We start from the raw sequence: 22,778 nt of genomic DNA on the forward strand, positions 1-22,778 counted from the left end.
CGTTCAGTGAGGCATCTGCATCAGAAGATCGGCTTCCGATGCGGGTGGATCGGCGAGATCGGCCTGCGCGGTGAGCCGCGCATACAGATCGCGATACGAGCCGACCATCTGGTCCTGCGTGTAATAGCGCTCGACGCGCGCAATGCCCGCCTGTTGCGCGGCGCGCCAGTTGTCTTCGTCGAGCAGATCGAGCGCGGCTTCGGCGAGCGCGCGCGGATCGGCGATCTGTACGACGCGGCCCGCCGCGCCGAGCGCCGCGTCGTCGCCATCCAGCCCATAGATCAGTTGACGGCACGAGCCCACGTCCGTCGTGACGGACGGCACGCCCGCCGCGAAGCCTTCGAGCACGACGAGCGGCAGCGCCTCCGAAATCGAGCTGAGCACGAGCACGCCGCATTTCGGCAGCAATTCGTCAATCTTCTGGAATCCGAGAAACTTCACCTTGTCGTTCAAGCCGAGGCTCTCGACGAGCGCATGGCATTCGGCCGCATACGACGGGTCCTCGTTTTCCGGGCCGGCAATCCACGCTTCGGCATCGGGCATGCGGCGCACCACGGTCAGCATCGCGCGGATGAAGGTCTTGATGTCCTTGATCGGCACCACGCGGCCGATCAGGCACAACGTCTTCGGCACACCGGCGGCGCGCTGCGCGCGTAAAGGCGCGAGCTTCGGCAGATTCACGCCGTTCGGAATGTTGGCCGTTTTCGCTTCGGGCGCGCCGTCGATGATCTGCCGCCGGCGATTGCCTTCATAGAGCGCGATGATGTCCTCAGCCGCGTCGTAGCACACATGGCCGAGTGTTTCGAAGAAGCGCACCCACAGGTCGCGGAAATAGCCGATCTGCGACACGTCGCGCTCGAAGATGCTGCGGTTGTCGCGTATCCATTCGCTTTGGAACAGGTCGATCTTGCGTTCCTTCGTATAGATGCCGTGCTCCGACACGAGCAAGGGCCGCGCATGGCGATAGCGCGCGAGCGCGCCGAGAAAGCCCGCATAGCCCGTCGATACCGTATGGAACATCTTCACCCGCGGCAAACCCTCGGCGATCTTCGCGAGCTGCCACAGCGGCTTGTGCATGATCCGCATGGTCCAGAAGTAATCGACGAACGACGGGTCCGTGCAGAACTGCCGGTACTGGTCGGTCAGATAGTGCCAGGCTTCCTTCGAATAGAGAAACGCGTCTTCGCCCAATGCTCCGCCGGGGCGCAAGTCGTTCAGCATGTCCTTGAGCATGCGGCCCGCCGCGTGGCGCATCGCCGGGTTGCGCAATGCGTCGTGCAGATGCGCGGAGCGCATGAACGCGGCCGCGTCGCCGCGCTGCTTGTTCACCAGCGGCGGCGGCGCGAAATCGTACAGATAGTGGTTCTCCAGATGCACGACGTTGTCGGGCAGCGCGTACTGCATCTTCGGATAGTCCTGCGGACGGCTGCCGAGAAAGCACAGCGCGAACGAATATTCGGGAAACGCGCGGATGACCTGATTGACCCAGCTCGACACGCCGCCGCTCACATAGGGGAACGTGCCTTCGAGCAGCAGGGCGATATCGGCGGAATCCGCGTGCGGCAGTGACGGCTTTTTAGATGAAAACATGAGGGCGGCCTCAGATGGAGCGGGGCTGCGCGGCGCCCGGGCCGCGCGGCTTCCAGAAGTCGAGGACGGCCGCCAGCGTCGGCGTCGCGGCGCGGTTGTCCATTTCGGCCAGCAGCTTGCGCACGCGCGCGAAATCGCGGCGCAGGTAAGCCGTTTCGGCGAGCCAGGGCAGCATGCGCTCGCGCGGGAAGCCGCAATCGATCGCACGTTGCAGCATCGTGTCCGCGCCGTCGAGATCGAGTCGCGCGATGGCAAGACGGCCGCGCAGACGCCACAGCGCCGCGTCGTTCGGATCGTGTTCGAGCGCGGCGGCCGCAAAGCCGTCGGCCTGGTCGGCGGCATTGCGGTACACGTCGCCCGTCACGAGATTTTCGTAGATCAGTTCGCTGTACAGCTGCGCGAGCGTCCTGTTCGCGTGCGCGCGCTCCGCATCGCTCAATTCGGGATGCACCTTCACATCGAGCTTCGGACGTTCGACGAGTATTTGCTGCGTGAGCGTTTTCTCGCGGTTGTCGAGAATGCCGTACGCGAGCAGGCGGATATCGTCGAGCGGATCGGCGAGCATGCCTTGCAGCAGCGGCGAGACGGTGCGTGCGGGCATCGTCTGCATCGCGAGCAGGGCGGTCATGCGAAACGACGTGCCCGCTTCCGCGTTCTGCAACTCGGCCTTCAGGCGCGCGCCGCGCCCATACGACACGGTGCCGATCAGATTCGCGGCGAACTCGGGTTCCTCGACGAGCACGACGGGCAACTGCGCGCGTGGCCGTGGCAACGCGGCGGCAATCGCGAGCGCGCCGATCGAGCAAAGCATCCCGCCGAAAGGCACCGCGAAGTTCAGAAACCATAACGACGCGAGCAGTCCCACGCGCGGCAGCCGGTAGCGCGCGGGCATCATCTCCGCGAGACCGAGCGACGTCGCGAGCGCGGCGCAGGCCTGCACGAGCAGGCATAGCAGCAGGGTCTGCGTGTTCAGATGTGCGCCGGCTTGCAGCGTCGACACGTCTGTGTTGACGAGACCGCCGAGCCATTCGGCAGACGTGTCGGGCGTGCTGCGTGTGGCGATCATGAAGACGGCGATCTGCAACGCAAGCCCGAGCGCGACGAGCAGCACGCCGACCAACGTCACGCGCGCGCCCGCAGGGCGGTTTCGATCGGTTGTGACGCCGTCAGAAGCGGACATCGCAGCGCTCCAGCAGGCGCCGCAGGGCGGCGATGGGTTCGTCGGCGGACACGGTCATCGAATGCACGGCGACACGCGCCGCTTCGAAGTCGACGCCGTATTGCGCACGCAGATTCTCTTCGATCCGCAACAGATAGCCGTCGACGGCACTGTCGCCCGACAGCGGCATCAGCGTGAGCACCACGCGATGCCGTTCGTCGCGCAACGGCCACTGCACATCGAGCGCGCGGCGTGTGCGCAGCACATGTTCGTACAGCGTCGTGCTGCGTTCGTCGTTATGAAACACGAGCGCGACGATCGACGACTGGACCTGCGTGTCGCGCTTCAGATGCACGAGCCGCGCATAGTCGAGCGCGAAGGTGTGCGGGCAAGTGGGGAAGGCGGTGAGCGTGTCGCGCGTGATGACGGCGTGCTGCACGCCGTCCGCATAGAAGTTGCAGAGAACAAGCAGGAACTGCAGGTTGTCGCGCGTGAGCGCGAGAAACGGCATGCGCTCGACGGCAAGCACGCCGACAGGATTCTTCTGCGCATCGATCAGCGGCACGACGGCGACATAGCGGCTCAGCGACATGTCCTGATTCGCTTTCGATTCGACATGTACCAGCGTGTGCGTTTCGAGCGCTTCGCGCACGAGGGGATCGTCGGGATCGAACGCCGATGGCGCGCCAATCGATGCCCCCGCAGCCGTCGCCGGCTTGCCGCCGCGCCACGCATGCACGCTCGCGCTTTCGATTTGGCAGGCTTGCGCGGCCGCTTCGAGAAACGGTTGCGCGCCGCGCAGATCGACGACGCCTTGCTGTGCCTCAGTCGGTTCCTGATTGAGGATCACGGTGCGCAGCCGCGCCAGCGAATCGCGCAGCGTGGCGGGGCGTCCGAGCAGATCCTGTTCGAGCCGTTCGTGCGAGATGCGCAGCATGAACTGGTTGCGCGTGAGAATGGACAGGCGTTCGGCTAGATAGTCGTTGGCGATGCGGCCTTGCCGCAGGCGCGTGATCCAGATGTCGCCGAATTGCCCGCACAGCATCGTGACGACGAAGCCGCCAAGGAAGAAGCTCACGGGAAAGAGCCGCGTGTGCGGCGTCTCGATCAACGCACGCGCGAGCGAAATGGGCGCGGACGCGCCGCTATACCCGGGGTACAACACGTACCACGAAGCCAGCAGGATCAGCCCGGAAAACACCCCCGCAATCGATCCATAACGCAGCGCGATCACGAGCGGCACGATCCAGATCCAGCCGAAGCCGCTTTGGACCAACAGCGGATCGGTGTGATCGAAGGCCCAGCAGATGGCAATCGTGATCAGCGTTGCGACGATCGTTTCGAGCGCGGCGATCGTGCGCCGCCGCGCGGAACCGCGCGGCGGCGCGATCACGCGGGCCCACCAGGAGCCCGCGCCGACGCTTTGCGCCTCGCGGCGTCGACGCCGCCCGGGCGGCGCGGAGTGTTCGTTAGCCTGCGTGTTCATGGCGTTCGCCTTAAATCGAAGCCAGCTTCGATGATAGTCGTGCGGAGCAGGGCATGCGTCACCGCGCGAGCGGCGACAGCAGATCGCGCTCCAGCTTCTGCGCAACGCCCGACACGGCATCGCGGCTCCAGCCGGTGCGGCTGCCCGTGCCCGTCCACACGACCTTGCCCGTCTGCACGTCGAGCACATCGAAGGTGAGGCCCACGGCCGGCTCGCCGTCCACGCCGACCTTGTAGCGCCATTCGTTGACGGCACCCGTCAGCGCATAGCGCGCGTTCTGCTGGCGCGCCCAGTTCAGCGCGTTCTGCTGCGCGTCCGGTTTCGCGGCGTCGAACAGCGTTTCGTCGTCGGCGCTCGCCGGATAGCGCGACAGATTCGTGAAGCCGTACGACGCCAGCAGGCTCTGTGCAATCGACGCCGCACGCTGCCCCGCCTGCGGCGTCTCGGTGTTGTTCGCGATAGGCAGGATCGCGAGGCTGTCGGTCTTCGCGATCGCGGGCGGCGCGCTGCGATCGACGACGGCGCAGCCCGCGAGCGTAAGCGCCATCAACGCCAACGCTGATGCGAACAACGTCGACGCGCGTGCGCGAAGGTTCTTGCTGTGGTCCATGTCATTCTCCTCAAAGGCTCTTCAATACAGATACCGATAGCGCATGCCGACTTCCTTCACGGAAGTCGAATGATTCGACGAGACGCCTTGATACGCGCCGTACAGCAGCATCTGATCGTTGCCGAACACGCTGCCCGCCACGCCGAGTTCAGCCTGGCCCGACCAGCCCGCGCGCGAGTCGCGGATCGGGCCGCCCGCGAATATCGGCCGCCATCCTTTCGAATACTGCTCGGGCAGATCGTCGCCGAATGAAAACAGCAGGCCGCCTTGCGTGAAGGTCTGCGGCATGAAGGACGCGGCCGTGAACGGCGTGTTCTCGGGCAGCAGCACGCGCAGCGGGTCGCCCGGCGTGCCCGTCGCGTTGTACTGGCCGTGCGCGAAGACGGCGCGGATCGTGTAGTCGGGGTAATCGGCCTTGATCTTGTAGCCGATGTTCGCTTCGACGAGACTGCCGTTGCCGAGGTACGAGCGGTCCTGGCCGTGAAAGCGCGCGTACTCGTAGCGTGCGCCGCCGAACCAGTGCGGATCGAGCCGGTAGTTGAAGCCGAGCGTGGCGAGGTCCTTGGTGCCTCCCACGGTCAGTTGCGTCGATTCCGTCGCGGCCTGGTTGTAGCCGAGCGCATAGGTCAGCGTGAGGCGTTGCGTGACGTTGTACGTGCCTTCGACGCGTGCCGTCGTGAAGTCTTCGAGCGCATTGCGGCGGCCTAGCGTGACGTGCTCTTCGTCGTATTGGCCCTTGTGGCCATAGATCGCCTCGGCGAGCCGGTCGTGTTTCGGCGCGTAGGCGAGCTGCGAGCCGTCCACGGTCTGGTCGCGCTGCTGGTAGCGAAACTGCAGGTTCTGCGAGGGTGTGAGACGCACGCTGCCCGTCGCGGATTCCTCGGTGAAGCGCAGCGACCCCTGATCGACATAGCGGAATGCGCCCGCCAACGCCTGCGCATTGCTGAGCAGTTGCTCGCGCGCCATCGCCTGCATCACTTCGTCGTTGGGCTGGCGCGTGAGCGAGTCGACCGCGCTGGTTTGCGCGGCGGACGTGCGGCCCGTGAGCGCCTGCGCATCGACGCGTGTCTGCCTCGGAATCAGATCGGGCAGCGTGTCGAGCAGGCGCGACAGTTCGTTGACGTCGCCGTCGTTGATCGCGAGTTGTGCTTCGGCGTAGATGGGACGCTGGCTGTCGTCGATATATTGCTTTTCCAGCCAGGCGCGCTCCATGTCCGACGCCTCTTCGTTCTGCGCCCAGGAAATGGCCGCCTCGCGCGCGATGGCCGAATAGAGGCGCTGACTCTTGCGGATCTCGTCCTGCTTCGCGGGCGGCAACTGGCCGATGTCGCCAAGCTCGGACGCGGCCGTCTGGTTGTCGCCGGCGCCGTTGCGATCGGCGCGCAGCAGGTCGATCAACACCGCGCGCGAGCGGTCGCCGCTCGCGTACAGCTGCGTGAGCGCGACATAGCGGCCGCGCAGATCGTCCTGCTCGGCGGCGGGCAACGCCGCTGCTTTCGACGGAACGCGCCGGCGGCGCGCCAGTTCGAGCCAGACCTGCTTGCGCACGCGCCATGCTTCATCGACGCGGCCGTTCAGTTCCAGTGCGTCGGCGAACGTGAGACGCCACAACGGGCTTTGCTGCGCTTGCGCGGCCTGCTTGTGCAGGTAGTGCAGGGCTTTACGCCCATCGCCGATCCGCAACCATGCCGCGCCGTACGCGGGCCATAGCTGCGGATCGCTCTCCGCGTCGCCCGCATGACGGCGCAGAGCGGCGAGCAGGGCGGCATCCGTGCCGCGCTCGTTCAGCACCCAGATGTAGGCCGCGCGCGCTTCCGAGTTGTTCGGATCGAGAGCGGCAGCGCGTTCGATGTCGCGCAGCGCGGCATCGTTGGCGCCGGTCTGCCGTTCGTATTCGGCGCGTGCGAGCAGGAACGTGGCTGACTGCTCGGCGGCCGTGAGTTGCTCGGGCGTGAGGGACGCGAGCAGGATCCTGATGCGGCCCCACGCGTGCGCGCGCTGATAGCCGTACAACGCTTCCGACAGCATGCGCGGCGGGCCGCCATGACGATACGCGTATTCCGCGAGGCGGCCCGCGTCGAGTGGCGAGTCGTTGAAGAAGTTCGTCATCGCCTCGTAGTCTTGCGCGTCGGCTTTGCCGCCCGCGATCAACTGGCGATAGCCAAGTCTCGCATCGCGCGTGTCCTGGTTCGAGTCGGCAAGCAGCGAGTAGAAGCGCCAGAATTCATCGTTCGATGCGGGCGCGCCGCGCTTCGCTTCATTCATCGCGGCGAGCGCTGCGTCGAACTGCGTGCGCGTATACAGCATCGTGCCGATCTTCAATCCGTAGGCTGCGTTCGGCCCGTATTCGTGTTCGAGATCGCGCCATGTGCGTAGCGCGAGATCGTCGTCGCCCTTGCGTTCGGCGACTTGCGCGTAACGTTCCATGGTCTGGCGGCGCAACGGGCCATTGAAGCGCGTGCGTAGAAAGCTCAACGCGGAATCGGGATCGGCGATGCGTTCGTACGAGAAGACGACGGCATCGAGCAGCTTCAGATTACCCGGCTGCTGGTCGGCCTGGTGCAGCGTGACGGCGAGCATCGCGGTGTTGTCGTTGAGTCCGGGCGCGAGACGCGCGACCTTCTTCCAGTCGTCGTCGGTGCCGCGCATCTTCGCGATGGTGACGTAGTTGGCGAGCGCAATGTCCTGACGCCGGTTCCACTCAGCGACTTGCGCGAGACGCTCGCGCCATGGGATCGACTGCGGATCGCGGTCGACGGCCGTTTGCGCGATGCGCTGCGCGTTCGTGACGTCGCCGTTCGCGAGGAACACGCGATACGCGAGTTCATAATCGGACGCGGTTGCGTCGCTCGCGGGCGTCGGGGTCGGGGTCGGGGTCGGCGGGACAGCAGCGGGTGCTGTCGTCGCAATGCGTACGACGTGGGCTGTGGTTTGAGTGGTGGAAGCGTTGCTCAGCGCACGACGCAGCGCCGTGCTGCGCGAAACGTGCGGGCGATACCACGCAGCGCGCAGCCACACGCCGCGCGTCGTGCGATGCTCGACGGTGCCTGGGTCCGCCTCGCGCTTTGGCGCGAACGACGCCCGCCGCGCAAGCGCCTGCTCATGATCCAGCGCGGACATCTTCATCAATCGCTTCACGTACTTCGACGCCAGATCGGGACGCCCCGCAGCCAACGCGAGATTGGCGAGAAAGCGCAGCGTTTCAGGATCGTCGGCAAGATCGCCGATATGCTGGTCGGCCGCCTGCATCGTCGCCGGCATGTCGTTGCCCGATTGCAGCGCGCGCAAACCGGCAATGAACGCGGCACGCTTCTCGTCAAGCGTGGTGGCTTGCGCTTGTACCGCGAACCACGCGTCGGCGGCGGCGCGATGCTGCTGGTTCCCCTGTTGCGTTTGCGCGAGCTCGGCCAGCCACTTGCGCGCATGCTCCCGATCGGACTGCGCGAGCAGCGTGTAGTAGCGCGCGGCGAGATCGTTGTCATTCAACCCGCGCGCCTGCTGGGCGAGCATCTTCAATTGCTCGATGTCCCACTTGTAGTTGAGTGCTTCGTGCAGCAGCGCATCGAGTTCGCGAATGCGCGCGGGCCGCGCCGGGTCGTTCGGTTTCAGCGAATACAGTCGTTGCTGCGCGAGCGACACGCGAATGGCCAGCGCGCTTTGCCGTGCGTTCGCATCGTTGGAGCGCGACAGACGGTCGAGGATGCGCGTCGCATCCGAGATGCGCTGCCCCTTCAGGTATTCACGCGTAAGCTCGGAGAGTACTTCCGCGTTGTTCGGATCGACGCGCAGCCAGGCTTCCAGATAGGCGATCGTGAGACTGTCGACCTTGGCGCCTTCGAGCAGCCGCGATTCGATCCTCTCGCGCGGAAAGGCGAGCGCCAGCATCACGCCGACCAGCAGGCCGAGCACGAGAATCACGGCGGGCGAAAAGAGCCGCTGCCGCTCAGGTGTCGCAGGCGACGTCGACATGCAATTGGCGATACGCGTTGGTGGAACCGGTCACGGGGCGCTTCGTCACGCGGCATGCGCCGGCGTTGGCGACGCGGAACATCGGTGCGATGTGCGAGCGCAGATCGAACGAAAAGCCGTTGCGTGTGCGCACGAAGTGGTCGAGCATGCCGTTGGCTTCGGCGAGATAGGGCACAGGGCGCGCTGCCGATTGGTCGATCACGGCGAAGCGCGCGGTGCCGTCGCCCGTCAGGTGCACATAGGTGCCGCCCGGTCCCGGCAGATAGCCCGCGACACCCGTCGCATTCGACATGTCGGGCACCTTGCCGGCGGGAAGTCGCACGGTGCGCAGATTTGCCTCGTTGCGCACGACCCAGACGTTGCTGCCGGGCTCCTGATAGATGCTGGTGTCGAGCCAGTCGAGCACCTTGCGCGCGTATTCGGAGGTGAAGACGGGCGTGACGGGTTGCTTGAGCACGGTATCGAAGATCTGCTGCAGCGCTTTCATCGAAGCGTACTTCGTGCCCGTGAACATGTGGTAGTAGATGTCCATCGGCTTGAAGCGAATTGGCTTGTCCGTCATCGCGAACGTTTCGAGCACGCGAGAAAATCCATAGAACGGGCCATGCCAGAGGTCCGTGTATAACTCTTCGTTCTGATTGGGCGCGAAGATCTGAAAGTAGCCGTTCTTCATCACGCCAAGCGGCGCAATCGCGGCCCAGCTCGGAAAGCGCTTCGTGATCAGCGTGTCGCCGCCGTTCAGGTTCAGCACACCTGCTTCGTACGCCGCCTTGAGAACCGGCGAGGGCACCTGGCAATCGCCACTCCACAACACCATGCGCACGGGCTTCGACGCGGGCGCGACATTGCGGTCGATATAGTCGATTGAGCCTTTGACCTCGCGGTCGATATTGAACCGGTAGCCGGGAATGTCGATGGACAGGCCGCTGCTGTTCGTCTGGCTGCTGCCTTCCGTCGGCGTGTCGCGTGTGTCGGAGACGCCCAGGCCCGTGACGCGCATCCATTGCAGCGGGTGCGTGTAGGTATGGGTCGCGACTTCGACATTCGGCAACTCGAAGATCTGTCTGCCGATCGTGCGCAGGTGCGGCGCGAAGCTTTTGAACGGGCCTTCGTCGCTTACCTCGCCCTCGATCAGCGAGACGGTGGTGGGCATGCCGGAGTCGCGCAACAGCGCATACAGCATGTCGCCTGAGTATTGCGGCGTGATGTCGGAGTTGGGCGGCGTGTAGTTCGTGTACTCGGCGCGCGAGGCAAACCCGTCGCCGTCGATATGCGACATCAGCAGACGCCGGCCGTTTTCTGTCGTCGTGTCCGGCACGGGCATGTCATGGTTCAGGCGCAACGCGGCGCGCAGAAATTCGATGGGTTGCGTAACCCAGCGCGCCTGATTGACGGCATCCAGCTCGTACACGCCAAACGGGCGCATCGCATAGCCGCCCCAAGGCGTGATGCCCGCGCCGTCGATCACGAAGTCGCCCGAGCGCAGCCGCAGCAGCGAACGGCTATGCGGACCGACGCGGACGGGTGTGAAGTCGCGTGCCAGCGGATGCGGCTTCATTTCGAAGCCCATCATCTTCGGATCGTACGATTCGACGTCGAGCTTGCCGTTCGACGGCGCGCCGGCCACCGTTTCGAGGTCGAGTTTCTTCGCGAGATCGGCGTCCATCTGCGTGCCGAAAGTCGTGAACACCGCAACGGGAATCTTCGCGTCGATCTGCGCTGTGAGCCAGTCGCGATACGCCTTGCTATTCGGCACCTGGCCTTCGAGCCATAGCACGATGCCCGCATAGCGGTCGCGCAGATCGCCTTCGGGCATCGGGTCGCGCGCATCGCGATAGTCGATCCGGTAGCCGAGGTAGTTGAGCGGCATCGCCAGAAAGCGCACGCCCGGCGACACGTTCAGGTCCGTGCGCAGCGGCGGGTCCTGGATCACCAGAATGCGACGTTTGACGGGTTCGACGGCGCCGACGCCCATCGTCGCCAGCGCGCCGTCTGTCACGTAAGGCACGATGCCTTGCGCCCTGATCTTCGCGACGGTGTCCTGCTGGCATGCGTGATCGGCGGGCGCGCAATAGTCGATCGAGATGACGGGGAGATGATATTGCTCGCGTATCGTCCTCGCCTGTCCGAGCAGCCATGCGCGGTCTTGTTCGGAGACTGCCGTATAGCGCTGCTGCGATTGATCCCAGCCGCGATACAGCGACTCGAACGCAACCGCATACACGAGGTCGTGCACCTGCGGGAGAATCTCGAAGCCGCGATTGAAGATCAGCTTTGCATCGGGATAGCGCGTTTTGATCGCGCGAATCACATTGGCCAGCCCTTGCGTCTGCCGGGCGCGTGCTTCGTCGGTCTTCGCGACGAGTTGCCACGAATCCATCGTGTCGAGAAAGAAGCCGCGATAGCCTTTGTCCCAAAGCGGCTTGATGACACGCTCGACAAAGAACGCGGGCCATTCGGGCTGGCTTTGATCGATCACGCGCGATGCCCATGCTTCATTGCTTCCCGCCAGCCAGTTCTTCGGCAGATCGGCGTAATAGCTGCGCGAGGGCAGCACTTCGCCGACGCTCGCATAAGCGAACCACGTGGTATGCGGCAAGCGATGCGCAAGCGGATCGAAACCGCTATCGGGTTCGACAACGGCTGCGTCGAATGCAGAAAGCATTTCTACGGGCGGTGACTTGCCGTAATAGAGCGCAAATGAAGGTTGCGTGACGGACGGGGTAATGTCGTCGGCAAAGGCAGAATGAAAGGGCAATACCAGTGCAATGACAAGAAAACCTGGCGTGCCAATTCGCTGCAAACGCGCGGTGCAAACCGCCAGGCACACTCGCATGAATGCGAAAATGATTTTCCTTAAATAACGATGCAATTCGCTTGGCGTCATTGACAGAAAAGTGTTCTGCTGATCTGAACGGGCAGATTGATGTTGTGACGTCTTGTTCTGCTCAATTGCGTCAGCGCCTATGATAGACAACATTCAGGTGTGCGCCTAGCCTCATTCTTGCTTGAGAGCGCACTCTGTTGCGAATGAAGCGCGTGTTTTGAAAGTGATGCGCTTTTAAATTCGCGAAACATAGGGGTTTGTGCTAAAGCGAATAAAACGCTTAAAGCTATTTTGAGTGAGATTACCGGTCCGGTTTTCGGATACGGTGATACCAGTTCATCAATGGTGTTGCGCTTATGCCATGCACGATGACGGAAGAAGTGATGACGGCGAGCGTCAACGGCACGAGGGGAAGCAGGTCTTGCATGTGACGTTGCTGCATCGACTCAAGTGCGAGCGCAAGGTAATAGAAAGACCCGATGCCGCGAATGCCGAACCAGCTCATCAAGCGGCGCTGCGCATGCGCGGCATTCGACCCGAGCAATGATGCTTCGACGGCGAGTGGCCTCACCACGATAAAGAGTGCCGCGATCAGTATCGCGCTTTGCCACGTGAAGAGCGATGCGCCGGAAGTCGCGAGCACGTTGCCGACGATCATCATCACGACGACTTCCGCGATGCGTTCCAGTTCGATTGTGAAACCGAGCACCGATTCGGCCATAAAGGCGTGGGCCTTTCGCGGATCGGAGGCCGTCGCGACGACGTCTTCCGAGTCGACAGTGCCGATCGCTTCGCGCGCCGAGCGGCTGCCGCTCGCGCGATGCTCGACGCCGCGCATCGCAACGCCCGCTGCGAAGACGGCGACGAAGCCATTGCAGTGCACAAGCAGGGCAGCGCCGTAAGCGAGGCCGATCAGTCCGAGCGCAAAGAAGCCTTCGAGGCCGAGTGCCTGCGCGTGGCGCGTGCGTAACCATGCGACGGACTTGGTGGTCATCCAGCCGAGCAAGCCGCCTATCACGAGGCCGCCCGGAATCCCCGCGATCGCTTCGAATGCGATGCGCCAGCCGCTCGCCTCGTTTCCGTGCGCCGGGCCGGACGTGCATAGGGCGAGTCCCAATAGCACGAACGGCAACGCGATGCCGTCGTTCAGTCCGCCTTCGCCCGATAGCGAAAAGCGCAGCAGGTCCAGATCGTCGGAATCCTGGACGCCCACGTCATGCGCGAGCACGGGGTCGGTCGGTGCAAGGATGGCCGCAAGCAGTAACGACGGACCCCAGTCGAGACCGAGTAGCAGTACGCCGACGAGCGTGAGAAGCGGTATCGTCAACACCATCGCGACGAAGCCGAGCCGCAGCGGCAACGTCCACATCGGCGCGAAGAGCGGGAGCCGCAGACGCAGCCCGATCGCGAACAGCGAGACGAGCAATGCGACTTCCGTGACGGGGCGCAGTATGTGCGCGTCGCGGGCGAGGTCGAGTTGCAGCAGCCCGAATCCGGACGGCCCGAGCGCATAGCCGATGGCGAGGTAGAGCATCGCGGCGGATAACGGCAGACGCTTGAACGTCGTGGCGGCGATGCCCATGAAGATCAGCACGCCGCCGACGATCAGATACCACCAGACGGTCTCTTCGTGCATCAGCAGGTGGCGCGCGGCGGCGCGTTCATGGCGCGCGGCCGAACGCTTCGCGCAGCTTGCGTTTGGCCTGCTCCAGCGTGCTCTTGCGCGATTTCGGCAGATTGCGGCCTGCGCGGTTGATATAGAAATTGAGCATCGACATGGCCGACTGATATGGCGTGCCTTTGCGCCGCTTGCTGTGCGTCGACGAGCGTTTTAGCGATTGCGCGATTTCGTCCGCGGTTCCTGTTCTGAAGATATCCTTCTCGATGTCCACCGCGTCGCTGGTCTCCATCACGCGATGCGACCAGTACTTCGCGTTCTTCCCCGAGCGGCTCGATGCCGCCGTTCGCGCGTGGTGCGCGGCTCTCGCCTGCGAATGACGCTGGCGCGGCGGACGGCCGCCTCGGGCGCGTGTCGACGCGTGGGCCGTCGTACGCTTTTTCGCGCGCGATGTTCCGCTGCGTTTGCTGGTGCTGGCCATCGTATTCCCCATCAACGGAAATCCGCCCGCTATGCCGGCGTTGCGTAGCGAGCGGACGGTATTGCGTTCGGCGTGTTCCTACAGCTTCACGCCGCCTGCTTCGGGCGCATTCGACGATCCGGGCGCGACGTCGCCGACGCCGAACTCATCCTCTCGGCCCCAGTATGGCTCGCGTCCGTAGTATTGATGGATCGACGTGGCCCATGTGGAATCGGCCATCGACGGCCAATGATCCTTGTCGAAGCCAGGCGCGTTCTTCACGCTTTCCGTCGGCATGTCGAGCAGGAAACACTCGCGGTCCGCGTCGAGCGTGAGCGCGCTCCATGGAATAGCGAGCAGCTTGTCGCCGATGCCGAGAAAACCGCCGCTCGACAGCACCGCATACGCGATGCGGCCCGAGCGCACGTCGAGCATGATGTCCTTGATCTTGCCGATGTCGTCGCCGTCGGCGCTCAATACCTTGTCGCCGTCCAGCGTATCGGCCGCCATCACTTCCGGGCCCGGTCCGCGGCTCCTGCCGCGGCTCGTGCCGACTATATCTGCTCCACCGCGTGTCTGGTTCTGCAACGTCATGATGGTTCTCCCTGTGTTGGTCCGGATGGATCATGCGTACCGCTGGGTTCAAGCAACCTTCAAGCAACTGCTATTCCTATCAACCGTCTTCGCCTACTTCGACGGGATCGGGCAATTCGGGCAGGTCTTTCGATGTGTCGGGCGGTTCCGGCTCGCCGCGCGGCGCGTTGTCGGGGCGGGCGGTCGAGTTGTCGTGGGAGGTTGGGTCACGGGCCATGATGTCGCTCCTGTCTGTGTGGGAATGCTCATGACAGGAGCGCTGCACGTGGCGTGCCACGCGGCACGCCTTGCAGTGTCGGACGAATACGAAGGGTGTTGAGGATTCAGGGGCGCGCGGCGATCTCGTCGAGATGTTCGAGCAGATCAGCAGGGTCTTCGTAGACGCGCAGCGCGCCCGCGCGCTCGAGTTCTTCCTGGCCGTAGCCGCCCGACAGCAGGCCCACGCCGAGCGCGCGGCAGCGGCGGGCAGCCAGCATGTCCCAGATGCTGTCGCCGACCACGACGGCGTGCTCGATCTGCACCTTCAGCCGATGCGCTGCGGCGACGAACAGGTCGGGATCGGGCTTCGCGTACTTGACGTCGTCGCGCGTCACGACGACCGTCTTCGACGGATCGACGCCGAGCGCTTCGAGATTGACGGCCGCCGTCTCCATGCGGCCGCTGGTTGCGATCGCCCACGGCGTACCGCTTTCCGTCAGCGCGGCCAGCAGCGCCTGCGCGCCGGGCAGCGGACGCACTTGTGCATGCAGTTGCTTGTAAGCGCGAGCATGCGCGCGCCGCAAGCGCTCGACGCGTTCGGCGCTCATGTCGCCGCCCGTCTCGCGCAGCAACTGATGCGTGAACAACCCGCCGCTCATGCCGATCTTGCGATGGATGCGCCATACCGACAGCTCGATGCCTTCTTCGTCGAGCGCTTCCTTCCATGCGAGCACATGCTGATACACGCTATCGACGAGCGTGCCGTCGAGGTCGAACAGAAAAGATGTCGAAATACGCATGAAGTGTTCTCCTTGGTCTGAATGGCGTGCAGCGCAACTTCATATTGCGCCATTTATCGCACGAAAGATTTACGTCCTCTTTGTAATTATCAGACGCCGCGAGCGCATGCGTGCTGCCCTGCGGCATCTGACCGCGCATGAAAGCCGCCGGGAAAACAGCGTCTTCCGGCCGCAAAGCGAGAGCGGGCGCGCCTTCGCGGGGCACACCGCTTGATCGATCCGGCGATGACAGCAACAGGATTTTCGCGGTCGGGGAGCACACAATGGCGTTCCGTTCGACCGGCGATCCACCGTTGCGGCACGACGATCGGCCGCGGCAACACACACGGCGCGGCATGTGGAGATGATGCGATCGGGGATTCAGTATCAGAGCAACATCGGCGGCGGCGATTTTCAGCACGCGAAAGACTGCTTCCATGCGTGGAAGCAGCAGCCGCTCGCGTACCGGATGAGCCAGCACAGGTTCGAAGGCAAGCGTGAAGTTCGGCTACTTGCGGGCGACTCCGTATTCGAAGATGCGGAAGTCGCGCAGCGTACGCTTGCGAAGACGTGCGGGCCAAACGAAAACTACGCGCTGGCCGCACAGATTTACAACAGCGAACGCGACATGTGGCTGGTCATGGCGGCGTACGAAGAGTGAGGCGGCGACACAGGGTCAGGCGGGATGGGCAGCGCGCTTTCGCGTGCTCGCCTGCTTGCGCAGCGCGCTCGACTTTGTGAGCAGCGTCGCGAGCCGCGCGCTCTCCACGTCCACCGACGCAGACGGCTTGCCGCCCTTGCGCGCGCTGCGGCCTGCGAGCCGCACGCGCCTTTCCACTTGAACGAGCAGCGCGGCGAATGCCGCTTCGTCGACCTTCATGTGGCGCTTCGCGCGCTGCGGCAGCAGGCTTTGCAATTCGCCGGCTTCAAAGGCCGCAATCACTTCAGGGTGGATATAACAGCGCTTGCATACAGCAGGCGTGTTGCGCAATAACGTGGCCACTTCTTTCACGGTCGCAACGACATGACGGCGCGTATCCGCAGCGCTCTCGCACACCAGCTGACGCAATGCCGCCATCGCATACACGCTGCCCGCCCACGTGCGATAGTCCTTCGCCGAGAAGTCCGCGCTGCTGATGTCGCGTAAATACTCGTTGATATCGGCGGAGCCGATCGTATGGCGCGCGCCGTCCTCGTCGATGTACTGGAACAGATCGTGGCCCGGCAACTCCGCGCACCTGCGCACGATGCGCTTGACGCGCGCATTGTCGACGGTCACGTCGTGCTCGATGCCGCTCTTTCCCGCGAACCGGAAACGCACTTCGCCCGCGCGAATCTTCACGTGCTTCTTGCGCAGCGTGGTGAGGCCATAGGACTGGTTGTCGCGCGCATATTCGACGCTGCCGATCCGGATCAGCGTCGTATCGAGCAGATGCACGACGGCCGCGATCACCTTCTCGCGCGGCATGCCTTCGCGCGCGAGATCGCGTGCGACTCGCGCGCGTATCTTTGGCAGTGCACGCCCGAACGCGGCCATACGGCCGAACTTGTCGGCGTCGCGCGTTTCGCGCCATTGCGGGTGGTAACGGTACTGCTTGCGGCCCCGCGCATCGCGGCCCGTCGCCTGAATGTGGCCGCGCGGGTCGGGGCAGATCCAGACATCGGTGTAGGCGGGCGGTATCGCCAGTGCGTTGATGCGCGTGATCTGCGTTTCATCGTCAATGCGTCTGCCGTCGAGATCGAAATAAACGAATACGCTTCTGAGCTTTCTGCGCGTATAGCCCGGCCGTGTGTCGTCGGCATGCCGCAGCCCCGCAGGCATCGCGGTGGACAGTCCTTTGGCGATCGCATCGATCGCGTTGCGTGTCATCGTTTTCATTTCGCGGTTTCCGGTCTTTTGTGACGGACATGCGTTGACGCGCTAACTTTGTGCAATAGCAATGCCTGAACCTGCGTCAGTTGCAGGCGAACGCGTTGCACGCGTTGGGCATCGAACTTGCTCGCTATATGAACGTGAACGAACGCTGATTGCTCACATACACAAGATGCGAAGGGAGGACACGCACATGACCAGCACTCTGGCGGGATGCAAGGTTGCGGTATTGGCCGTGGACGGATTCGAACAGGCCGAACTGATCGAACCGCGCCGCGCGCTCACGGAAGCAGGCGCGACCGTACACGTAATTTCTGCCAGGGCCGGAAAGGTCCAGGGATACAGGCATGTGGACAAGGGCGATCGCGTCGACGTCGATGCGGTGTTCGACCCGCGCGCACCCGACCATTCGTCACCATCTCGCGATGGCACATCAACTCGCCAATGCGCGCAAGGCTTCGTCATGAACGGGAAGGTGTTCATGCCGCGTGCGGCGTACGAGGACTCTCTCATGCACATCACATTCACCGATGATGCTCCCGTGTTCGATGGGTCGAGCCTGACTGTGCGCTTCAACGCGTGCGTCGATGGTGAGCCTGTCGCCTGCGCGATTTCGGCGGAGGCGCTCGAAGACCATTTCGGCGCGGACTCGCCACTCGAAGACACACTGATCGGCGCGTACGAGCGTGGCCGCGCGCGTATCCGATCCGTATGCGCGGAAGCGCTCGATCAGAACGCTGGCAAAAGCGTCATTCTGCACAGCGGCCTGTTCCGTGTCGAAGGGATGGAGTCGGACCGGCGATTGAAGACATAACCGGGCGCGCAAAAAAAGGCGGCTGCCGTAATGCACCAGGCAGCCGCGCGCCTAATCTGCGTCAAACCCAACGATCAAACCCAGAGCTTGCCCGCGTGTGGCGTATCGACGCCGTTGGTCGGGCGATCGTCGCTTTCGATGGGGCGACGCTCGCTCTGCGCTTCGCACGCTGTCCGCAGTATCCCGTTGTGCGGTTCTTCGCAAGCTTGCATGCGAGTGGTATGTGGGACTGTCTGCGTCGGCACGTTGGTCTGGCTGAATGACAGCGTATGTGCGCGTACCTGCGCAACGATGGCTGACGTGGCAATAGCGACGAACAGCAGGTATTCGGCGCTCCTGATCCTCATGGTGAAGTTCTCCCTTGTCGATGGCTGGCCCGCGTTATGTATCGACCGCGCTTTGTTAAAGCCTTTGCGCGGTGCGCGAGGGTCCAGCATCGTTATCGAGCAATATCCATGCCTTTCTGCCATTTACGCGCGGGGCCTGCATTCGCGGCCGCAACGGCGTAATTCCAGCATTCGACTGGAAGCAATTACTCGCCCGCAATGGCAAAGACGACACGCACGCCTGGAGATCGGGCATGACGAGTGCGTAACAGCTCGCATCCCACGCATAACGGAAAGGGGCAACGTATGACGACGAATGTCATTGCCGTGCTGAACGGTCTGATCGAGACGTCGAAGGACGGCGAGCGCGGCTTCATGAAAACCGCCGAGGACGCGAATCACACGAGCGTCAAGGACGCGTTGCTCGAAAGCGCGGACCGTTGCACGCAAGGCGCGCGTGAACTGCAGGATCTCGTGTTGAAACTGGGCGGCAAACCGGAGGTCGGTGGCAGCGTCGCTGGCGCATTGCATCGCGGATGGCTCGATGTGAAGTCGGCCGTGGGCAGCCGCGCGGATCACGCGATTCTCGCCGATTGCGAAAAGGGCGAGGACGCCGCGAAGAAGCGCTTTCACGAAGCGCTCGGAAAAGACCTGCCAGCAGACGTGCGCGCAGTGGTCGAGCGGTTATATCACGGTGTGCTGCAAAACCATGAACGTATTCGCGCGATGCGGGATCAGTACGCAGCGATGAAAGCCTGAACACGGCAGCAAAGAAAAAGAGGCCGCCCAATCAAGGGCGGCCTCTGGCGCTTTAACGCTTTAACGCGAGCGTGTTAAACACGCGCAAGCGTCAAACGCTTAGTCGGCTGCGATCTTCAGATGGTTCTTCACACCCTTCACGCCGGACACGTTTTGCACGACATCCTGCGCAGCAGTCTTGTCGTCAGCCGATGGCACCGAGCCCGACAACCAGACGATGCCCTTGCGGGTCTTCACGTGAATGTGCGTGGACTTCACGTTCTTCGCGCCGAGCAGCTCGGCCTTGACCTTGGTGGTCACCGTGCCGTCGTCGATATGCTGGCCAACGCTCTCGGAAGTGGCGGGCGGCGCGGAGGCCGTCGTTTGCGCCGTAGCGTTCAGTGCGAATGCAACACATGCGATGCTGCCTGCGGCCTTGAGGAACTGGATGGTTTTCATGGTTTCTCCTTCTCGGTTGATGATCAGGGTTGCGGTCCTGTTGTCCGTGCGATCGATCGCGGCTCGATGCCGCCGATGACCCGACCAAAGAACACTGCCGCCGCGGTTCCGTCTGGTCCGTCGCCGACACAGGACGCGCCGCGCTTCGATCCTGCTCAATGGCGCGTCCCTGTGAGACGGTCAGCAAGCGTCGTACCCGTCACGGTTTGAATGTCGTCGCGTGTCGCGTTGTCCGGACGTTCGCACCGATGCCACATGATTCGGTTCGAATTTCAGAGCGTTTGTAAAATGCGCGCGGGGAACGGGCACGCGGCGTGCGCCTCGGCAACACAAAGGCGAATCAAAACAGACAGTTGCGGAAACTGGTACGACAGTTGCGTAGGTAGGGCGCGAAGCTGTTTGAACAATCACAGGAAGAGTCTGTATGCCGCCTACAATCGAACTACGCGCGAAGCAAACTTTTGCGCTCACACCGCGTCTGCAGCAGTCCGTGCGTCTGCTTCAACTGTCGTCGCTGGAATTCCAGCAGGAACTGCGCAACGCGCTCGACACCAATCCCTTCCTCGAATACGACCCGTCTGTTTCGGAAGATCTGTCGGCAGGCAAGACGGCCGAGAGCAACGGCGCCGACGGCGAAACACTGCCTGCCAACGAACGCGACAACGCGATGGAAGGCACGTCGGCGGAGCCGGCTACAGAAAGCGTTGCGTCCTCGTCGGATGACGGCGGAGATTATTCAAGCGGCGACTATTCAAGCGGTGACTATTCAGGCGACGCCTACGGCCGTGGCCCGTCGCGCTACAACGGCGATTCGGATGCCGCCGACCCGACCGAATGGGCGCGCGTGCAACCGACGCTGCACGAGCAGTTGCACGACACGTTGCGTCTCTATCGGCTCGAGGACCGCGACCGCGAAGTGGCGCGCCTGATCATCGAAGCACTCGATGACGACGGCTACCTGCGCCAGGACCTCGCCGATCTCACGGACGTATTCGACATCGAACCCGCGTTGACGGAAGACGATTTGCTGGTCGCGCTGCGGCTCGTGCAAACGCTCGACCGTCCGGGACTCGCGGCGCGGTCGCTGTCGGAGTGTCTCGCGCTGCAGATCGATGCGTTGCCCGCCGATACGCCGGGCCGCGACGTGGCGAAGCAGGTGGTCGAGCATCATCTCGACCGTCTCGCGCGCCGCGAGCACGCCGAGTTGCAAAAGCAGATCGGCTGCGATGCCGAGGAATTGCGCGTGGCGTGCGCGCTCGTGCGCAAGCTGGATCCGAAGCCGGGCAATTCATATGGCCGCGCCGATGACAATTACATCGTGCCGGATGTGATCGTGCGCAGTGTGCGCAACAAGTGGGTCGTGACCGTGAATCCCGCCGTGCTGCCGCGCGCGCGCATTCACCGTATGTACGCGGAACTGTTCGCGCAGTCGGCAGGCGCGAGCCGCTCGCCGCTCGCGCAGCAACTGCAGGAAGCGCGCTGGCTGATCCGCAACGCGCAGCAGCGCTTCGAAACGATTCAGCGCGTAGCCGAGTGCATCGTTGCGCATCAGAAGCCGTTCTTCCAGTACGGCGAGATTGCATTGAAGCCGCTCGTATTGCGCGACGTGGCCGAAGAACTCGGCCTGCACGAATCGACGATTTCGCGCGCGACGGGCAACAAGTACATGGCGACGCCGCGAGGCATCTTCGAGTTCAAGCATTTCTTCCCGCGCGAGCTGGGTACGGAGAGCGGCGGCACGTGTTCGGCAGCGGCGGTGCGTGCGCTGCTAAAGGAGATGATCGCCGCGGAAAACGCGCGTGATCCGCTGTCCGACGTGGCGCTAGCGAAGATGCTCGCCGATCAGGGCGTGCTCGTCGCGCGACGTACGGTGGCGAAGTACCGCCATCTGATGAAGGTGCCACCTGCGGAGTTGCGTCGACAGGTTTGATGCCCGCGCTGGCTTGCGCGTGAAGCGCGAGATACGTGAGATACACAATGGCCGCTCGTTGAAGGAGCGGCCATTGTGTTTTGCGTGAAGAAAGAAAGGCCAGAGCGCTACATGCCGATGCCCACACCGCCGCTCGAACTTGTGCCCGTGCCGGAGCCCGAACTGTTGCCCGTGCCCGAACTGGAAGCCGGATTCAGATCGATTCTTCCATAGACGCCGTCCGCTTCGTCATTCGGCCCGGCTGTGAAGAACAGTGTGTTCGAAGGCTGGTTGCTCAGGTTGTTGCCGAATGCAATGCCCCACAAGCCTGGTTCGATGATCGTTCCGCCATTCGACGACTTCAGCGGTCCCATCGACTTGCCGCTCGACACATCGAACGCGTTGATCGTGCCGTCGCCGAAATTGCCGATCAGAATCGCGCCGCTGAACGTGCCGAAATTGCTCGGTGCCTGCGCGATACCCCACGGCGCGTTCAACGGTGCGCCCGTCGCGAAGTGCTGCTTGAGATTGCCCGCCGTGTCGAATACATCGACCATGCCGAGGCCCGCGCCCGCCACGTTGTCATGTTTGGCCGTGTCCTGCATCGCGTAGGTGACGAACAGGTTCGAGCCGATCAACTGGATACCGAACGGTGCAAAACCGGCTGGAATGGCGCTGTCCTTGAAGCCGCCGGGCATCGTCACCTTCGTGAAGTTCGTATCGAACACGTCGATCTTGTTGTTATGAAAGTCCGTCGCATAGAGGAAGTTGCTGCCATTGTTCGCCGCGAGCGCGAGCCCTTTGTACACGGCGCCGCCTGCGGCATCGTCGTACATCTTGAAGGCATTGGTCGGGCCGACAGCGGGCGCCCACGCCGTGATCGTGCCGCCTTCGCCCACGAAGATGAAGGCCGCGAGGCCTGATTTGCCGTTCTGCGTGACGGTGAAGCTCTGTGTGCCGTTGAACACGATGCCCGTGGGTGCTGCGTCGCCGTTGGTGCCGGCCGGTATCGTGACGACGAGCGATTGCGGCACGCCATTGCCGTCATAGAGCGTTGCGAGGTTGGTGGCGTTGTCGGCGACCCAGACGAAGCCTTTCGGATTGAATGCAACGCCCCAGGGGTTTTTGAGGTTCGGATCGGTGTGGGGCGCGGACACGGCGCCATCGGAGACGAGAGCCGCCGCGGTGAACGACGACACCGCAGGCGTGCTCATATTGTTCGACCCGGAACCGCCGCCGCATGAAACGAGCGTCGCTAAAGCCGCGCCACAGGCTGCGATGCCGAACACCTCGAATAGAGACTTCATGACCGCACTCCTTGCTTTGTCGAAAGGTCGTGACGGTCTTTGAACGGGGTGGGGGTGGGGTT

The 22,778-nt window shown here is 63.4% G+C and carries 19 protein-coding genes; 4 read left to right on the forward strand and 15 right to left on the reverse strand.

Annotation, left to right across the window (positions count from 1 at the left end; all coding sequences use genetic code 11):
* Nucleotides 1–3: 3 nt before the first annotated feature.
* The 11 genes from pelF to C2L64_RS24765 all read right to left on the reverse strand — a co-directional run bounded on the left by pelF (nt 4) and on the right by C2L64_RS24765 (nt 15,311).
* Nucleotides 4–1,590 carry a GT4 family glycosyltransferase PelF gene (pelF, locus tag C2L64_RS24720; RefSeq protein WP_007576568.1) on the reverse strand — a complete coding sequence of 529 codons (1,587 nt, stop codon included), beginning with the start codon at nt 1,588–1,590 and terminating at the stop codon, nt 4–6.
* A gap of 10 nt (nt 1,591–1,600) precedes the next feature.
* Nucleotides 1,601–2,770, reverse strand: a complete 1,170-nt coding sequence (locus C2L64_RS24725; protein WP_007576570.1) for a tetratricopeptide repeat protein — start codon at nt 2,768–2,770, stop codon at nt 1,601–1,603.
* Nucleotides 2,757–4,235: a PelD GGDEF domain-containing protein gene (locus C2L64_RS24730; protein ID WP_007576572.1), complete on the reverse strand. Its 1,479-nt coding sequence runs from the start codon at nt 4,233–4,235 to the stop codon at nt 2,757–2,759. The genes C2L64_RS24725 and C2L64_RS24730 overlap by 14 nt, the downstream gene beginning before the upstream one ends.
* A 58-nt stretch (nt 4,236–4,293) precedes the next feature.
* On the reverse strand, nt 4,294–4,845 hold the full coding sequence (locus C2L64_RS24735; protein WP_007576574.1) for a hypothetical protein: 552 nt from the start codon (nt 4,843–4,845) through the stop codon (nt 4,294–4,296).
* Between the two features lie 21 nt (nt 4,846–4,866).
* Nucleotides 4,867–8,814, reverse strand: coding sequence for a tetratricopeptide repeat protein (locus tag C2L64_RS24740; protein ID WP_007576575.1), 3,948 nt, complete (start codon nt 8,812–8,814; stop codon nt 4,867–4,869).
* The gene (locus C2L64_RS24745; RefSeq protein ID WP_238554513.1) at nt 8,789–11,572 is read right to left on the reverse strand and encodes a bifunctional glycoside hydrolase 114/ polysaccharide deacetylase family protein; all 2,784 of its coding nucleotides are present in this window, start codon (nt 11,570–11,572) and stop codon (nt 8,789–8,791) included. Before C2L64_RS24745 ends, C2L64_RS24740 begins: the two co-directional genes overlap by 26 nt.
* 370 nt (nt 11,573–11,942) lie before the next feature.
* Nucleotides 11,943–13,277, reverse strand: a complete 1,335-nt coding sequence (locus C2L64_RS24750; RefSeq protein WP_007576578.1) for a cation:proton antiporter — start codon at nt 13,275–13,277, stop codon at nt 11,943–11,945.
* A 25-nt stretch (nt 13,278–13,302) separates the two neighbouring features.
* The gene (locus C2L64_RS24755; protein WP_007576579.1) at nt 13,303–13,752 is read right to left on the reverse strand and encodes a DUF3175 domain-containing protein; all 450 of its coding nucleotides are present in this window, start codon (nt 13,750–13,752) and stop codon (nt 13,303–13,305) included.
* 66 nt (nt 13,753–13,818) lie between these two features.
* Nucleotides 13,819–14,313 (reverse strand): PRC-barrel domain-containing protein, encoded by a 495-nt coding sequence (locus C2L64_RS24760; RefSeq protein ID WP_039899658.1) that lies wholly within the window; start codon nt 14,311–14,313, stop codon nt 13,819–13,821.
* Between the two features lie 79 nt (nt 14,314–14,392).
* Nucleotides 14,393–14,530 carry a hypothetical protein gene (locus C2L64_RS54165; protein ID WP_165489446.1) on the reverse strand — a complete coding sequence of 46 codons (138 nt, stop codon included), beginning with the start codon at nt 14,528–14,530 and terminating at the stop codon, nt 14,393–14,395.
* A gap of 106 nt (nt 14,531–14,636) precedes the next feature.
* A complete protein-coding gene (locus C2L64_RS24765; RefSeq protein WP_007576581.1) occupies nt 14,637–15,311 on the reverse strand; it encodes an HAD family hydrolase in 675 nt (224 codons plus the stop codon).
* 346 nt (nt 15,312–15,657) lie between these two features.
* Between C2L64_RS24765 and C2L64_RS24770 the strand changes: the two genes are divergently transcribed.
* The gene (locus C2L64_RS24770) at nt 15,658–15,951 is read left to right on the forward strand and encodes a hypothetical protein (RefSeq protein WP_007576582.1); all 294 of its coding nucleotides are present in this window, start codon (nt 15,658–15,660) and stop codon (nt 15,949–15,951) included.
* A 15-nt stretch (nt 15,952–15,966) separates the two neighbouring features.
* Here C2L64_RS24770 and C2L64_RS24775 read toward each other — a convergent pair whose 3' ends face one another.
* Nucleotides 15,967–17,169 carry a DNA topoisomerase IB gene (locus C2L64_RS24775; RefSeq protein WP_007576583.1) on the reverse strand — a complete coding sequence of 401 codons (1,203 nt, stop codon included), beginning with the start codon at nt 17,167–17,169 and terminating at the stop codon, nt 15,967–15,969.
* Between the two features lie 187 nt (nt 17,170–17,356).
* Here C2L64_RS24775 and C2L64_RS53375 point away from each other — a divergent pair, with 187 nt between their 5' ends.
* A complete protein-coding gene (locus tag C2L64_RS53375) occupies nt 17,357–17,977 on the forward strand; it encodes a DUF1488 family protein (RefSeq protein ID WP_007576584.1) in 621 nt (206 codons plus the stop codon).
* Between the two features lie 74 nt (nt 17,978–18,051).
* Here the strand turns inward: C2L64_RS53375 and C2L64_RS24795 are convergent, their stop codons facing one another.
* Nucleotides 18,052–18,324, reverse strand: a complete 273-nt coding sequence (locus C2L64_RS24795; protein ID WP_007576586.1) for a hypothetical protein — start codon at nt 18,322–18,324, stop codon at nt 18,052–18,054.
* 285 nt (nt 18,325–18,609) lie between these two features.
* Between C2L64_RS24795 and C2L64_RS24800 the strand changes: the two genes are divergently transcribed.
* A complete protein-coding gene (locus C2L64_RS24800) occupies nt 18,610–19,062 on the forward strand; it encodes a ferritin-like domain-containing protein (RefSeq protein WP_007576588.1) in 453 nt (150 codons plus the stop codon).
* Between the two features lie 99 nt (nt 19,063–19,161).
* Here C2L64_RS24800 and C2L64_RS24805 read toward each other — a convergent pair whose 3' ends face one another.
* Nucleotides 19,162–19,500, reverse strand: coding sequence for a BON domain-containing protein (locus tag C2L64_RS24805; protein WP_007576590.1), 339 nt, complete (start codon nt 19,498–19,500; stop codon nt 19,162–19,164).
* 424 nt (nt 19,501–19,924) lie between these two features.
* On the opposite strand from C2L64_RS24805, the gene C2L64_RS24810 reads away from it, so the two are divergent.
* Nucleotides 19,925–21,430, forward strand: coding sequence for an RNA polymerase factor sigma-54 (locus C2L64_RS24810; protein ID WP_090838516.1), 1,506 nt, complete (start codon nt 19,925–19,927; stop codon nt 21,428–21,430).
* A 107-nt stretch (nt 21,431–21,537) separates the two neighbouring features.
* Here C2L64_RS24810 and C2L64_RS24815 read toward each other — a convergent pair whose 3' ends face one another.
* Nucleotides 21,538–22,716: a TIGR03118 family protein gene (locus tag C2L64_RS24815; RefSeq protein ID WP_007576594.1), complete on the reverse strand. Its 1,179-nt coding sequence runs from the start codon at nt 22,714–22,716 to the stop codon at nt 21,538–21,540.
* Nucleotides 22,717–22,778 lie beyond the last annotated feature (62 nt).

The sequence above is a fragment of the Paraburkholderia hospita genome (assembly GCF_002902965.1).
Lineage (GTDB): Bacteria > Pseudomonadota > Gammaproteobacteria > Burkholderiales > Burkholderiaceae > Paraburkholderia > Paraburkholderia hospita.

Excerpts from the sequence above, each read along its gene's own strand:
- pelF (WP_007576568.1), bottom strand. The coding sequence starts at position 1,590 with ATGTTTTCATCTAAAAAGCCGTCACTGCCGCACGCGGATTCCGCCGAT.
- C2L64_RS24725 (WP_007576570.1), bottom strand. The coding sequence starts at position 2,770 with ATGTCCGCTTCTGACGGCGTCACAACCGATCGAAACCGCCCTGCGGGC.
- C2L64_RS24730 (WP_007576572.1), bottom strand. The coding sequence starts at position 4,235 with ATGAACACGCAGGCTAACGAACACTCCGCGCCGCCCGGGCGGCGTCGA.
- C2L64_RS24735 (WP_007576574.1), bottom strand. The coding sequence starts at position 4,845 with ATGGACCACAGCAAGAACCTTCGCGCACGCGCGTCGACGTTGTTCGCA.
- C2L64_RS24740 (WP_007576575.1), bottom strand. The coding sequence starts at position 8,814 with ATGTCGACGTCGCCTGCGACACCTGAGCGGCAGCGGCTCTTTTCGCCC.
- C2L64_RS24750 (WP_007576578.1), bottom strand. The coding sequence starts at position 13,277 with ATGCACGAAGAGACCGTCTGGTGGTATCTGATCGTCGGCGGCGTGCTG.
- C2L64_RS24755 (WP_007576579.1), bottom strand. The coding sequence starts at position 13,752 with ATGGGGAATACGATGGCCAGCACCAGCAAACGCAGCGGAACATCGCGC.
- C2L64_RS24760 (WP_039899658.1), bottom strand. The coding sequence starts at position 14,313 with ATGACGTTGCAGAACCAGACACGCGGTGGAGCAGATATAGTCGGCACG.
- C2L64_RS54165 (WP_165489446.1), bottom strand. The coding sequence starts at position 14,530 with ATGGCCCGTGACCCAACCTCCCACGACAACTCGACCGCCCGCCCCGAC.
- C2L64_RS24765 (WP_007576581.1), bottom strand. The coding sequence starts at position 15,311 with ATGCGTATTTCGACATCTTTTCTGTTCGACCTCGACGGCACGCTCGTC.
- C2L64_RS24770 (WP_007576582.1), top strand. The coding sequence starts at position 15,658 with ATGCGATCGGGGATTCAGTATCAGAGCAACATCGGCGGCGGCGATTTT.
- C2L64_RS24775 (WP_007576583.1), bottom strand. The coding sequence starts at position 17,169 with ATGAAAACGATGACACGCAACGCGATCGATGCGATCGCCAAAGGACTG.
- C2L64_RS53375 (WP_007576584.1), top strand. The coding sequence starts at position 17,357 with ATGACCAGCACTCTGGCGGGATGCAAGGTTGCGGTATTGGCCGTGGAC.
- C2L64_RS24795 (WP_007576586.1), bottom strand. The coding sequence starts at position 18,324 with ATGAGGATCAGGAGCGCCGAATACCTGCTGTTCGTCGCTATTGCCACG.
- C2L64_RS24800 (WP_007576588.1), top strand. The coding sequence starts at position 18,610 with ATGACGACGAATGTCATTGCCGTGCTGAACGGTCTGATCGAGACGTCG.
- C2L64_RS24805 (WP_007576590.1), bottom strand. The coding sequence starts at position 19,500 with ATGAAAACCATCCAGTTCCTCAAGGCCGCAGGCAGCATCGCATGTGTT.
- C2L64_RS24810 (WP_090838516.1), top strand. The coding sequence starts at position 19,925 with ATGCCGCCTACAATCGAACTACGCGCGAAGCAAACTTTTGCGCTCACA.
- C2L64_RS24815 (WP_007576594.1), bottom strand. The coding sequence starts at position 22,716 with ATGAAGTCTCTATTCGAGGTGTTCGGCATCGCAGCCTGTGGCGCGGCT.